Consider the following 13,086-nt stretch of genomic DNA (forward strand, 5'->3'; position numbering starts at 1 on the left):
ACAGTATGCACACTCGGTCCGGCCCGAAACGGGCCGTCGCATTGTCCGGTCTGCTCACCGCGGTGGTCGCGTTGAGCGGCTGCGGCAACGGCGATTCCGACGAACAGACATCGATCGCCGACCCGCTGGCCGTCACCTACGACGGCGGTATCCATCTGCTCGACGGCACCACGCTGGAACGGGGCGGCGGGGTGGAGATCGGTGGCTTCAACCGGGTCAATCCCGCCGGTGACGACCGGCATGTCATCGTCTCCACCGCCGACGGTTTCGAAGTCCTGGACGCGGCCGGGGCACGGTTCACCGGTATCGAATTCCCCGGGCCGAAACCGGGGCACGTCGTGCGGCACGCCGGGCGCACGGTGTTGTTCTCCGACGGCACCGGCACCGTGATCTCCTTCGACCCCGCCGAACTCGCCGCCGGAAAACCGGAAACCACCGAATACCAGTCCGCCGCACCCCATCACGGTGTGGCAGTGGAACTGGAAAGCGGTGAACTCGCGGTCACCCTCGGTACCGAGGAGGAACGGGCCGGGCTGGCGATCCTGGATGCCGGGCGCAAGGAGATCACCCGCAACGAGAAATGCCCCGGCGTGCACGGCGAGGCGACCGCGGCCGGGGACACCCTGGTCGTCGGCTGCGAGAACGGCGTCCTGGTCTACCGCGACGGCAAGCTGACCAAGATCAGCAGCCCGGATTCCTACGGCCGGATCGGCAATCAGGCCGGCAGCGAGGTGTCCCCCATCGTGCTCGGTGACTACAAAACCGACGAGCACGCGGAACTGGAACGCCCCGAACGGGTTTCGCTGATCGACACCGAGAAGGGCACACTGCGGCTGGTCGACCTGGGTACCAGCTACACGTTCCGTTCCCTGGCGCGTGGCCCGCAGGGCGAAGCGCTGGTCCTCGGCACCGACGGCGCCATCCACGTGATCGACCCGGTCGCCGGCACCGTGACCCGCACCATCGACGTCCTGGATCCGTGGCAGGAGCCCATCGACTGGCAGCAGCCGCGGCCCGCCCTGTTCGTCCGCGACTCCATCGCCTACGTCTCCGACCCGGCCACCAAGCAGATCCACCGGATCGACCTGGCCACCGGTGCGATCACCGGATCGGCGACGCTGCCCGATATCCCGAACGAACTCAGCGGCGTGAGCTCCTGACCGGCGCCGGCGCGAGCCATCCCCGGTGCGGACCCGGATTCGCCGGGCCCGCACCGCGCCGCGCCGGAAGCGGGACATATCCGGGCGCACAGTGGCAGGATCGGCAGAATCGGTACGACGGACCGGGGTCAGTTCGAGCCGAAGGAGCGCAGATGGCCGACCGGAGGTACGCGACGCCGGGCTTCCGGCGATGAGCGGGCATCATCCGGGGCTCGCGGAACCGCCACACTCCGCGGGCGGCGGCTGGGGACCCGCCGTCTCGGCGACCCTGCACTGTCTCACCGGGTGCGCCATCGGTGAGGTACTCGGCATGGTCATCGGCACGGCCGCGGGTTTCCACAATGCCGCGACCGTCGCGCTGTCGATCGTGCTGGCCTTCGTATTCGGCTATGCGCTCACCATGCGCGGTGTGCTCCGCGCCGGGGTGGGGCTGCGGCGGGCGCTGCGGGTGGCGCTGGCCGCCGATACGGTCTCCATCGCGGTGATGGAACTGGTGGACAACCTGATCATGGTGGTGATCCCGGGCGCGATGGCAGCGGGCATCACCAGCCTGCTGTTCTGGGGTTCGCTGGCCTTCTCGCTCGGTATCGCCTTCGTCGTGGCCGTTCCGGTGAACAAATGGATGATCGGGCGCGGGATCGGGCACGCCGTCGTCCACGAATATCACCATCACTGACGGACGATCGGCGATCCGAATCCGCTGTCGTACCGACGGGGGCCTGCCCGCGTCGACCCGAACTCGGTACACCTCCCCCCGCCCGCCGCGCCGCCCCTACGCTGGTGGCGACGCGACGAACGACAGGGGAACGGATGTCCGAGACCATCGGTAAGGGCGCGAATACCGCACTACGCGGGGGCCGGTTGCGAATAACGGCGAGCCCGGCCGGAATCGACCTCACGGCCCTGTGCCTGCGGGAGAACGGCAAAGTCGGCAGCGACGACGATTTCGTGTTCTACAACCAGCCGGTCTCACCGGATTCCGCGGTACGACTGGTGGACGGTGCCCTGGCGATCGACCTGTCCGTGGTCGCGGCCGGTACGCATCGGCTGGTGGTCGCCGCGTCCGTGGATACGGGATCGTTCGGCGCGATCCCGCTCGCCGTGCGGGTCACCGAGGAGGGCGGCGGCAGCTTCGAATTGCCCATCACCGGACTGACCTCGGAAACCACGGTCCAGCTCGCGGAGGTGTATCGCCGGGGCGGGGGCTGGAAACTGCGCAATATCGGCCAAGGGTACGCCACCGGTTTGGCCGGTCTCGCCACCGATTTCGGTATCACCGTCGACGATCCGGGCACACCGGCGGCCGCGGTTCCGCCCACGCCCTCTCCGGCCCCACCCGTTCCGGCCGCGTCCGGGCACCCGTCCGCACCGGGGGATACGGCGCTGCCCACCGCCGGCTATCCACCTCCTCCCGGCCCGCCGGGATATCCCCCACCGGGCGGTCTTCCGCCGGCAGCGGCCGAATATCCCCCGCCCACCTCGTACAGCCCCGCGGCCGGGTCGGGTGGTATCGCCCCGGCAGGAGCGCCGGCGCCCGCGGCTTCTGCGCCCGGCGTGAACTTCAGTAAAGGCGCCGTCACGCTCACCAAGGGTGCACCGGCGGTGCTGCTGGAGAAGGCGCCGATGGTGCGGCTGCGGGTCGCGTGGGCCAGCGGTACCGATTACGAGGCCTACGCGCTGGTGGTTCTGAGCAGCGGGGAAGTCGTGCACGTGGCGACTTTTCCGGCGGCGGGGATTCCGGCGAACCCCCAGTTCCGTGATCTGGTGCGCCATCTCGGCGACCGCGGCCGCGGCGATGTGCGGCGCGGCGGGGGGCAGACCGAGGAGATCATCGAGGTGCGGCCGGCACCGGAGATCGTGGCAGTGGTGCCGGTGGCGTATTCGGCGATCAACAACGGCACCGGGTCGTTCCACAAGTACCGGGTCACCCTGTCGATCGAGAACGGTGCGGATACCGTCACGATCCCCGCCGACCAGGCCAAGAAATCGAGCTGGATCTTCACCTGTGTGCCGGGCATCGTCTACAACCGGCCCGACGGTGTGCTCGTCGAACGCCTCGAGCTCTACAGTCGCCGCTTCTCCGAACACCGTCCGGCGGTAACCCTCCAGCCCGACGGGCGGGTGCAGGTCCGGATGGACAAGGGACCGGTGAACCAGTTCAAGGTCGACCGGACCTGAGGGCGCGGACGGCCGCGGTCCCGGCACGGCGGGCACGAGCGGACCGGAACCGGGCTACGCCGGAGGTCTACCGCTTTCCGTGGCACCCTGCCGCTGTTGACGACAGGTAGCGCGGGAGAATCGTGTCGTGACGAGTTCTGCGGAGCAACCGCCCTTCACCTATGCGGAGGTCGGCGCCACCCGCGGCGCGCTGCCGGCCGGCTACCACCATGTCCGGGTGCGGCGGCGGCTGGGGCACGGACGCGCCGATTTCGAGCGCTTCGGCGATGCCGTTCTCGCCTACCGGATGCAGCGCGGCCTGCACCTGCTGGCCGACGCGCAGGCACCCCGGGCCGAGCCGGGAGCGCGCGTCACGGTCCGGCTCGGATTCGGCCGGCTCGGCGTGCTCGCACCGTGCCGGGTGGTGTACGTCCTGGACGAAGAAGACCGTCGCGGGTTCGCCTACGGCACGCTGCCCGGTCATCCCGAGTCGGGTGAGGAACTGTTCGCGGTCGAATACGACCCGGCCACATCGGCCGTGTACGGCGTGGTCACCGCGTTCTCGCGGCCCGCGGCCTGGTACACCCGCCTCGGCGGCCCGATCGGCCGCGGAGTTCAACGGCTTGCCGCGGAAGCCTATGTGGCGGTTCTGCGTCGTACACCCCGCCCGCCGGCGACTCCCTGAGGCGGCGCGGCCGGCGCCCCGGCCCCACCGGGTCCACCTGCGGCGCCGTCGAAGAGGTGGCCCGTCCTTTTAAATATTGCAATTATTGATGGGCTAGCACTTTCGCTATAAACTCGCGGGTATGGTGCACTTTTCCGGCCGTAAGCGGCTGTCGTGACGGCCCCGCGGCGTGGGCGGGTCACCCAGCATCGGGTGGCGCAGACGGTCGCGGCGGAACTGCGCACGCGAATCCTCAACAGCACCGACGATTACCGCCTCCCCACCCAGGATCAACTGGTCCAGGAATTCGGGGTGTCCTACCCGTCGATCCGCGAGGCCATCCGCATCCTGGAAACCGAGGGCCTGGTCACCGTGCGCCGCGGCAATGTCGGCGGCGCCGAGGTGCACCGGCCCGACGAGACCTCGGCGGCCTACCATCTCGGGCTCGCCCTGCAGGGCGGGCGGGTCACCTTACGCGATCTGGCCTCCGGCCTGCAGATGCTCGAACCGATGTGCGCGGCCGAATGCGCGCGGCGCGAAGATCGCCTCGAAGCCGTGGTGCCCGTGCTCACCGAGAACATCGAGAAATCGCGAGACCTCGTGGACGACGGAGTCGCCTTCACCCAGACCGCGCGCGAATTCCACGATCTGGTGGTCTCGTTCACGCCGAATGCGACGGTCCGCTATGTGGTCAGCAGTCTGGTCGCGCTGTGGTCGGCGCAGGAGGAGGCCTGGGCCGAAGCGCTGACCGGCCGCGGCGAATACCCCTCGCGAGAACAGGCACAGGCCGCGGTGCGCACCCACCAGAAGATCGTCGACGATATCGCCTCCGGTCAGGCCTCGGCGGCCGAACATATCGCGTGCGCGCATCTCGCGGCCACCCAGGCACTGCTGCTGGACCGGTTCGACGACGGCATCGTCAACGCCTCGTCGTCCATGGCCCAGCAGGCGATCCGCGGCGCCCACGGCATCCGCCGCTGACCTACAGCCGCGCTTCGCTCGGGATATCGGTGACCGGTCCGCGTTCGAAGGCGCGGATCATCGCCTCCTGGGTGAACGAGGCGATGAGCCGCCCGCTGCCGGTGCTGATCTGACCGCGGATATGCGCCGAACCCGCGCCCACGAAGGTCGCCTCGTGGTGGTAGCGCAGCCAGCCGTCCCAGGTCACCGGGTCGTGGAAGGTGACCGAAATACCCATCGGCGCCGTCGACAGGGTGTGATGCGCCTGCGCGGTACCCAGCCCCGCATGCGGTCGCAACGCGGTGGAGATCCCGAGATGCCCGGTGAAATGGGCCAGTACGGCGCGTTGCAGATCGTCGCGGGCGGGCACCTCGTCGTAGCGCACCCACGCGTCCACCACCGGCGGGCCGGTCTCCTCGGGATCGTTGATATCGGTGCAGCCGACGATGCGGACCTCCCGCCCCGGCAGCGGCAGACTGTCGGCGAGGATCGCGTCCGCCGGGCCGGGTACCGGCAGGCCGGCGGGTTCGTCGCGGCGGACGAGATCGGGTTGCGGGATATCCAGCAGCACCGTGCAACTCGTGCGGACCTTCAGTTCCTGCCGGGCGGTGACGGTGGCACTGGCGAAACTACGGCCGGCCTTGATCGTGGTGACGGTGAAGTCCAGCGGGATATCGGGATCGGCGGCGGAAACGAACAGGGCATGCGCGGTGCGGACGGTCCGGCCGGGCAGGGCCTTGCTCGCGGCGACAATGCTCTGCCCGAGGATCTGGCTGCCGTCGACAACCCGCCGGGAGCCGCCGTCGCTGTCACCGAGATACCGGGCCGGGACAACGGGATCGGGCCGGACATCGAAAATATCCACCATCCGCGCCATCGAGGATGCTGCCGCCTCCGGGCCTGACCCGCTCATGCTGTGCCCATGGGGCACGAGCGGGGGCCCTGCGTGGTTACGCTGCGCTGCCGCCTCCGGGCCCGACCCGCTCATGCCCGGACCCCCGTGTACCGGCCGCTACCGATGGTCACCTGGACGGCGGACTGGTCGAAGGCGATATACCCGGCCAGCCGCGCCACCGGGGGATGCGGGCGCGGGTAGGTCCAGGCGATCCAGGGCCGGTCGCTGCCGGGCAGGGACCAATACGACGCCTGGCCCTTGAACGGGCACACGGTGTGCAGGTCCACGGGTTCGAGCAGGGACAGGTTCACCGCACTCGGCGGGAAATACACGACCAGGCCGTGGTCCTGTTCGTCCACCAGCAGGGTTTCGTCGCTGGTGGCCAGCACCGTACCGTCGACGGCGGCGGTCATCGTGTTGGTACGGGCGAGCAGGTCGACCCGGTAATCCGGGCGGTCCCGGTACCCGGATACTACGTTCTCATCGTTCATCGTTGCTCCGAATCTCGCTCACGGGTCCGGCCACTACGTGGCCGGACCGTCGATTTCACTGTCGCACAGGCAAGTACGGCTCCAGGTCGGGCTCCGGCCGGACCCCGAACGAACGCATCGCCATCGCCAGCATCGCGTACGCCCCGACCGTGAAAACGATATCCATCAGCTGCTGTTCGTCGAATTCGGTGGCGAGCGCCCGCCACGTGCCCGCCCCGATCACGCCCGCATCGCGCAGTTCGTCGGCGGCCCGCAGCAAGGTGGCCTCCAGCGCCGACCAGCCGGCGGCGGCGGGACCGGCGGCGACCCGGCGGATCTCCTCGTCGGTCAGACCCGCATTGCCACCCAGTACGGCATGCTGGGCCCATTCGTACTCGCTGTCCCACAGATGGGCGACGCGCAGGATCAGCAATTCGCGCTGCCGGTCCGACAGGGCGGTCCCGTAGAGCAGGTGCCCGTTGAACGGCAGGAACGCCATGGTGAACGCGGGATGCCGGGCCAACGTCCCGAGCAGGTTCGTACCCGAACGCGTGTTCGCGGGCGCGGGTCCGCCGTGGTGCACCCGGCTGCGGAAATCGGCGAAGAACGCCCGTAGTTCCGCCGACCATTCCGCGGGCTTCAGCGGAGGGATCCGCTCCATCTCCCTCCCCTCCACGTGGTCACCCTCCGCTACCGCCTCCGGGCCCGACTCGCTCATGCTGTGTCCATCGCGCACGAGCGAGGGCCCTGCGTGGTCACGCTCCGCTACCGCCTCCGGGCCTGACTCGCTCATGCGATGGGCTCCGATCCGAGTACCGTCGACCGTGCCATGCGGCGCGGTTCGGACCGATCGAATTCGCAGGCCCGGTGCACCAGGCCGGTGTTGTCCCACAGCACCATGTCGCCCACCGACCAGGTGTGGGTGTAGACGCGGTCGGGGGTGGTCGCGCGGTGTTCCAGTTCGTCGAGCAGTTCCCGGCCCGCCGGATCGGTGCCCTCGATATGCGAGGCGGTGGCACCGAACACCAGGGATCGGCGGCCTGATTCGTGCTGCCACACCAGGGGGTGCACGCGAGCGGGGCGGCGCTCCCATTCCGCGATCTGCTCGGGCGTGGGATCGGGATGGCTCAACCGCTGTACCCGCGCCATTCTGTGGACGACCCTGATATCGGCGAGTTGTTCCTTCTCTCGCTCGTCCAGTTCGTCGTAGGCGACGTAGGTACTGGCGAACGCGGTTTCCCCGCCCCGGGCGGTGATCACCCGCGCGCTCATGATCGAGGTTTTGGCGATCATCCGGTCCAGGCAGCCATCGATATGCCAGTAATCGTTGCTCGGGAAATACGGCGCCAGCGGGTTCGCGGGATCGAAGCTGATCTCCATCACGTTCTTGTTCGGAAACTGCGGGAAAACCGCCAGCTCACCGAGTTTCGCGCCGAATTCGACCTGCGCCGCGTCGGTGGCGTGCAATTCGCGGAACAGCACCACCCCGTACCGTTCGAGCAGGTCGTCGCAGATCCGCGGGAGGTCGGGATCGGTGATCAACCGTTCGGCGTCGACATCGAGAACCTCGACGCCCACTTTCTCGCTCAGTTCCCGGGTGGCAACCGCCGGCATGATTGTCTCCTCACTCCCTGTGTTCAGCTCGGGATATTGGGCCGGCGCATATTGCGCAGCGGACGCGTATAGGACGGATCCTGTGGGCCACGCGACGGCACACCGTTGGCGTGGATATCCGGGATATCGGCGAACGGAATCGGCATCGTCGGCACCGTTCCGGACCATTCGACGGCATTGGTGCGCAACGCGATCCGCCACTGCCCGGCGCGGCGTTCGAGGCGGTCCAGATAGCGGCCGCCGGCCAGCCAGTTGCTGTCGTCGCGATTACGTGCCGCGAAGAGGTAGTAGGTTTCGGTGTGGGCGGTATCGCCGTCGATATCGCAGGTGTGGTTGAGCAGATTGTGGTGGGTCGCGTACTGGCCGCTCTCGTGCATGGCCGACGCCCAGTCGTAGAGGGCCTCCGGTCCACCCACGAAATCACCGGCGGCGATTTCGGCGTCCGGATGGAAAGCCGACAGGAACAGTGCCCGGTCGAACCGGTCCATTCCACGGCTGAACCTGGTCAGGCAGTCGAGAATATCCTGGCGGTCCAGGAGGGCCGCGAGTCTGGCCTGCTGGTCTGCGACGGTGCTCATAGTTCCTCGGAATATCGTTGCGGCGCAGTCTTCATGGAATCGGCGCCCAGATCGGTGCACCACGGGTTTCGCGCAGCGACGGGATCTCCCGGCCGTCGATATCGGTGATGCCGTATTCGCCGGCCAGTTCCGCGGTGATGAACGTCCCGCCGGTACGACGCATCAGGGCGGGATCCTGCGCGAGCGCGGCAATCACCCGGCCCGGGTATTCCGGGGAACAGCCGTGCGCGGGGGTGGTCGCCGCCTGACCGGCGAGTCCCGGGACCGTGGCGAGATTGCGTTCGGCCCGTTCGGTCATCGTGAGACCCTGCCACAGCGAAATCGAGGCGATACCGAACGGTTTCAACTCCACCGCCATATCCCGGGCCATCCGGTCCACCGCGGATTTGGCGGTTCCGAAAACCACACCGTAGGTGTAGGCGATTCCGGTGTAACCGGAAATCGCCACGATGAGACCGGATTCCCGCGGCACCATCAGGGCGGCGGCGTACCGGGCGGCCACGAAATTCGAGCGGACACCGATATCGACCATTTCCCAGTTCGACAGTGGTTTCTCCCAGAACGGTGCGGGATCGGTCAGATCCTCCGGCAGGGAGAACGCATTGTTCACCAGGATGTCGAGTCGGCCCTGTTCGGCACGGACCCGGTCGAACAGGGCCGCGACCTCGTCGTCGCGACCGTGGTCGACCGGGACCGCGACCCCCCGGCCACCGCGCCGTTCGCATTCCGCCGCGGTTTCGCCGATCGTGCCGGGGAGCGGGTGTTCGCCACCCGACACAGTCCGGCCGGTGACGTAGACCGTCGCACCGTGCTCGGCCAGCGCCAGGGCGATCCCCTTGCCGATTCCGCGGCTGGCACCGGTGACCACGGCGACCCGGCCGGACAATGCACCCATCTCGCCTACCCGCCGAAGAATTCTTCGCTGAAATCACCGTGTGCGCGCCCGACGAACCGCTGGTCGCGCAGCGGCGCACCCAGTACACCCTGCGACCAGTCCGCCGAAACACCCTGATCCTGCGCCCAGTCGTAGAGCATGATGCGCTGCGCGATCCGCCACCGTTCGTCGCGGAATTCGAACCGGTCCAGGTAGCGGCCGCCGAGCACCGAATCGCGGTGCTCGGCGCCGGTATCGAGCCGGTGGTAGGCGATCACCTGTGTTTCGGTGAGCGCATTGTCGCCGCGCAGGTCGATCGAGGTCTGCCCCAGCAGATGCTGAGTCGAGACCACCGCGGGCGAGCCGGGGATCACCCAGTTCAGGTACTGGTCGAAAGTGCCGTCGAAAATTCCGAAATCGACCGTGGCATCGGGCCAGAAGGAATCCTTCACCAGGGTGGCGTCGCGGCGGTCCTCGCCCCGCGCGAGCCGGACCAGGCAGTCCCGGATACGCGCGTGGGCCAGAATCGCCCGGACTTCCTCGGACACAGCGTTCACCTCGGGTCTTCCCTACGCCTGCGCCGCTTCGGGCGCATACCCGAGGATGCCCTTGACCTCCAGGTATTCCTCGAAGCCGGCGTCGCCCCATTCGCGACCGTTGCCGCTCTTCTTGTATCCGCCGAACGGCGCCGCGAAATCGAAACCGCCGTTGATACCGATCGAGCCGGCCCGCAGGCGCCGCGCGACGGCACGGGCCTGGTCCAGATCGCGGCCGGCGACGAACCCGGCGAGGCCGTACTCGGTGTCGTTGGCGATCGCGACGGCGTCGTCGATGCTGTCGTATCCGATGATCACCAGGACGGGGCCGAAGATCTCCTCCCGGGCGATGGTCATCTCGTTGCCGACCTTCGCGAAGACGGTCGGTTTGACGAAGTACCCCTTCTCCAGCCCGTCGGGACGGCCGGTACCGCCGGCGACGAGGGTGGCGCCTTCGTCGATCCCCTTCTGGATGAGTGCTTGGATCTTCTCGAACTGCGAGGCGGCGACCACGGGACCGACCGCTACCTCGCCGGTGGGATCGCCGACGGTGATTCCTTCGACAGCGGCGCGGGCGGCTTCGATCGCCTCCTCCATCCGTGCGCTGGGAACCAGCATGCGCGACGGCGCACTGCAGGTCTGGCCGGAGTTGCCCATCATATTGCCGACACCCGCACCGACATTGGTGGCGAAATCCTCGTCGTCGAGGATGATGTTGGGTCCTTTACCGCCCAGTTCCTGGGTCACCCGCTTCACCGTGGGTGCGGCGTTGCGGGCGATATCGACCCCGGCGCGGGTGGATCCGGTGAACGAGATCATGTCCACCTCCGGATGCGACGACAGCGGAACGCCGACACCCGGGCCGTCTCCTTGGACGAGGTTGAACACACCGGCCGGCACACCGGCGGCCGCGAGGATCTCGGTGAAGATCTGGCCGGTGAACGGGGAGCGCTCGGACGGTTTCAGCACCATCGTGCACCCGGTGCCCAGGGCGGGGAAAACCTTCACCGCGATCTGGTTCATCGGCCAGTTCCACGGCGTGATCAGGCCGCATACCCCGATCGGTTCCTTGACGATCAGGGTCGCGCCGCGCTGCTCCTCGAACCGGTAGTTCTCCAGGACCTCGATCGCCTGCTGCAGATGCCCGGCCGCCAGGTCGACCTGGAAACCGTTGGCCAACCCGGCGGGCGCGCCCATCTCCTCGGTCAGTGCGGCGGCCAGATCGCCGGTGCGTTTCTGGTATTCGGCGCCGATGGCACGGAACAGGTCCAGGCGTTGCGCGACCGTACTCGCCGCCCACGCCGGAAATGCCGCGCGCGCCGCGGCGACGGCCGCGTCCACATCGGCGGCCGAACCGGCCGCGACCTTCCCGCACACCTCCTCGGTGGCGGGATTGACCACGTCGAAGGTCTCGTTTCCGGTGGGGTCGACCCATCGACCGCCGATATAGAACTTCAGGTATTCGCGCATCACTGCATTCCTTCCGCGTACCAGGTGCGGAACTCGTCGTAGCTCGGCATCTCCTCGGAGTTCGCCTTCGGATCCACCGCTACATGGATGACGCCGGGCTTACCGCTGGCGAAGGCGCGTTTGATGGCGGGGGCGATCTCGGCGTCGGTGTCGACGTATTCGCCGTAGCAGCCGAAGCCTTCACCCACCTTGTCCAGCCGGGTCTGTTTGCTCCAGTGCACCGCGGTTTCGCGGGAGCCCTGACCGAAGGTGCGCTTGTACACACCGACCTCGAGCCCCCAGGCGTAGTCCACGGCGACCACACAGACCAGCGGAAGATTCAGGCGCGCCGCGGTTTCCAGTTCCGCGATCTGGAACTGGAACGAGGAGTCGCCGGTGATCATCAGCACCGGGCGTTTGCCGCCGTCGGCCACCGAGGCGCCGACCGCGTACGGGAGACCGGTGCCCAGATGCCCGAAGTTCTGGTTCCAGATCACATCGTGCGGTTTGCACTGGGTGTAGGTCCAGCCGAAGATCGTGGTGGCGCCGCCGTCGCGGACCAGGATGCCGTCGGCCGGGAAATCCTTGGTGGCCTCGACGACCAGCCGGGCCGGATGCACCGGGGACCTGCCGGACGGCGCGGATTCGGCGAGTTCGGCCAGCCGGGTGGCGTCCTGTTCGATCCACCGGGCCAATTCCGGGGTGGCGGTGCGCGGGGTGTCCTTCAGGGCGGCGGAGAGCTGGGGTACGACGGCGCGCAGATCACCGACCAGCGGTACGTCGATGGGGCGGTTGACCCCGATCGCGGTGGGGTCCTGTTCGATCAGCACCCACTTCCGGATCGCTTCGTTTTCCAGCCAGTGCCGGCCGCGGCCGTAGTGGACGGGTTCGCCCAGTTCGGTGCCGATCGCCAGGCACAGATCCGATTGCACGACCGCTTCCACCGCGGACGGCGAGAAACCGTACGGGAAGGTGCGGTCTTCCAGGCCCTCGATGAAGGAGGTGCCACCGGAGGTCTGCACGACCGGGCAGGCCATGAGATCGGCGAGCTCTTTCACCGACGCGCCGGCCCGGGAGGTGTGCACCCCGTGCCCGACCAGCAGCACCGGCTGCTTCGCCTGCCGGATGAGCTCGGCGGCCTCGTCGATCTTGTCCTGGCCGGCCGTCTGGCCGACCAGCCGGTAGCGGTGTGGCGGCAGCGGCGCCGGAACGTCGAGCTCTTCCTGGATCACATGCGAGGGGTATTCGATATACACCGGGCCCGGTACACCCGACAGCGCCTTGCGCAGGCCTTCGCGGATGATCTCGTCGGTCTGGTCGGCGTATTCGATACTCGCCGCATATTTCACCGAAGGTTCCAGCAGGCCGGACTGTTTCACGAACTGGATCCGCCCGCGGCGCACCCGCTGTTCGGTGATCCGGGCGCGCTGCCCGCCCAGGAAGATCACCGGCGAATTCTCCACCTTGGCGCACATCATCGCGCCGGCCATATTCGCCATACCGGGGCCCAGGGTGCCGATGCACACCGCGGCCTTACCGGTCATCCGGGAGACGGCTTCGGCCATGAACCCCGCGGATTCCTCGTGGTGCGGGGCCACCACGTTCCAGCCGCGTTCGTCCGCGAGGTGGAACAGGTGCACGAAATTCGGATCGGGGATGCCGAAGATCGTATTGATTCCCTCGGCTTCGAACAGATCCAGAATCCGTTCGTAGACTTTGACCGCCATAC

At 68.0% G+C, this 13,086-nt stretch carries 14 protein-coding genes; 5 read left to right on the forward strand and 9 right to left on the reverse strand.

The window, feature by feature from the left end; genetic code table 11:
* Nucleotides 1-5 precede the first annotated feature (5 nt).
* From aztD to ACQEVO_RS17600, 5 genes are all read left to right on the forward strand, one after another.
* Nucleotides 6-1,160 carry a zinc metallochaperone AztD gene (gene aztD, locus ACQEVO_RS17580; RefSeq protein WP_432914472.1) on the forward strand — a complete coding sequence of 385 codons (1,155 nt, stop codon included), beginning with the start codon at nt 6-8 and terminating at the stop codon, nt 1,158-1,160.
* Nucleotides 1,161-1,350: 190 nt separating this feature from the next.
* Entirely contained in the window at nt 1,351-1,836 is a 486-nt protein-coding gene (locus ACQEVO_RS17585) for a DUF4396 domain-containing protein (RefSeq protein WP_432914475.1), read from the forward strand.
* 134 nt (nt 1,837-1,970) lie between these two features.
* Entirely contained in the window at nt 1,971-3,338 is a 1,368-nt protein-coding gene (locus ACQEVO_RS17590; RefSeq protein ID WP_432914478.1) for a TerD family protein, read from the forward strand.
* Nucleotides 3,339-3,465: 127 nt separating this feature from the next.
* Nucleotides 3,466-4,002: a DUF1990 family protein gene (locus tag ACQEVO_RS17595; RefSeq protein WP_432914481.1), complete on the forward strand. Its 537-nt coding sequence runs from the start codon at nt 3,466-3,468 to the stop codon at nt 4,000-4,002.
* Nucleotides 4,003-4,155: 153 nt separating this feature from the next.
* Nucleotides 4,156-4,962 (forward strand): FadR/GntR family transcriptional regulator, encoded by an 807-nt coding sequence (locus ACQEVO_RS17600; protein WP_432914484.1) that lies wholly within the window; start codon nt 4,156-4,158, stop codon nt 4,960-4,962.
* Nucleotide 4,963: 1 nt separating this feature from the next.
* On the opposite strand, the gene ACQEVO_RS17605 is transcribed toward ACQEVO_RS17600, so the two are convergent.
* The 9 genes from ACQEVO_RS17605 to ACQEVO_RS17645 all read right to left on the reverse strand — a co-directional run bounded on the left by ACQEVO_RS17605 (nt 4,964) and on the right by ACQEVO_RS17645 (nt 13,084).
* A complete protein-coding gene (locus ACQEVO_RS17605; protein ID WP_432914487.1) occupies nt 4,964-5,854 on the reverse strand; it encodes an acyl-CoA thioesterase in 891 nt (296 codons plus the stop codon).
* Nucleotides 5,855-5,925: 71 nt separating this feature from the next.
* Nucleotides 5,926-6,327, reverse strand: a complete 402-nt coding sequence (locus tag ACQEVO_RS17610) for a DUF427 domain-containing protein (protein ID WP_432914490.1) — start codon at nt 6,325-6,327, stop codon at nt 5,926-5,928.
* Nucleotides 6,328-6,382: 55 nt separating this feature from the next.
* Nucleotides 6,383-7,024 (reverse strand): carboxymuconolactone decarboxylase family protein, encoded by a 642-nt coding sequence (locus tag ACQEVO_RS17615; protein ID WP_432914493.1) that lies wholly within the window; start codon nt 7,022-7,024, stop codon nt 6,383-6,385.
* A gap of 71 nt (nt 7,025-7,095) precedes the next feature.
* Complete coding sequence (locus tag ACQEVO_RS17620; protein WP_432914496.1) at nt 7,096-7,920, reverse strand: TauD/TfdA dioxygenase family protein; 825 nt, start codon at nt 7,918-7,920, stop codon at nt 7,096-7,098.
* A 23-nt stretch (nt 7,921-7,943) separates the two neighbouring features.
* Nucleotides 7,944-8,498, reverse strand: coding sequence for a nuclear transport factor 2 family protein (locus tag ACQEVO_RS17625; protein WP_432914499.1), 555 nt, complete (start codon nt 8,496-8,498; stop codon nt 7,944-7,946).
* Between the two features lie 31 nt (nt 8,499-8,529).
* Nucleotides 8,530-9,393: an SDR family NAD(P)-dependent oxidoreductase gene (locus ACQEVO_RS17630; RefSeq protein ID WP_432914502.1), complete on the reverse strand. Its 864-nt coding sequence runs from the start codon at nt 9,391-9,393 to the stop codon at nt 8,530-8,532.
* A gap of 5 nt (nt 9,394-9,398) precedes the next feature.
* Nucleotides 9,399-9,920 carry a nuclear transport factor 2 family protein gene (locus tag ACQEVO_RS17635; protein WP_432914505.1) on the reverse strand — a complete coding sequence of 174 codons (522 nt, stop codon included), beginning with the start codon at nt 9,918-9,920 and terminating at the stop codon, nt 9,399-9,401.
* Nucleotides 9,921-9,941: 21 nt separating this feature from the next.
* Nucleotides 9,942-11,378, reverse strand: a complete 1,437-nt coding sequence (locus ACQEVO_RS17640; protein WP_432914508.1) for an aldehyde dehydrogenase family protein — start codon at nt 11,376-11,378, stop codon at nt 9,942-9,944.
* Nucleotides 11,378-13,084: a thiamine pyrophosphate-binding protein gene (locus ACQEVO_RS17645; protein WP_432914511.1), complete on the reverse strand. Its 1,707-nt coding sequence runs from the start codon at nt 13,082-13,084 to the stop codon at nt 11,378-11,380. The genes ACQEVO_RS17640 and ACQEVO_RS17645 overlap by 1 nt, the downstream gene beginning before the upstream one ends.
* Nucleotides 13,085-13,086 lie beyond the last annotated feature (2 nt).

It is taken from the genome of Nocardia sp. CA-290969 (assembly GCF_050936135.1).
Lineage (GTDB): Bacteria > Actinomycetota > Actinomycetes > Mycobacteriales > Mycobacteriaceae > Nocardia.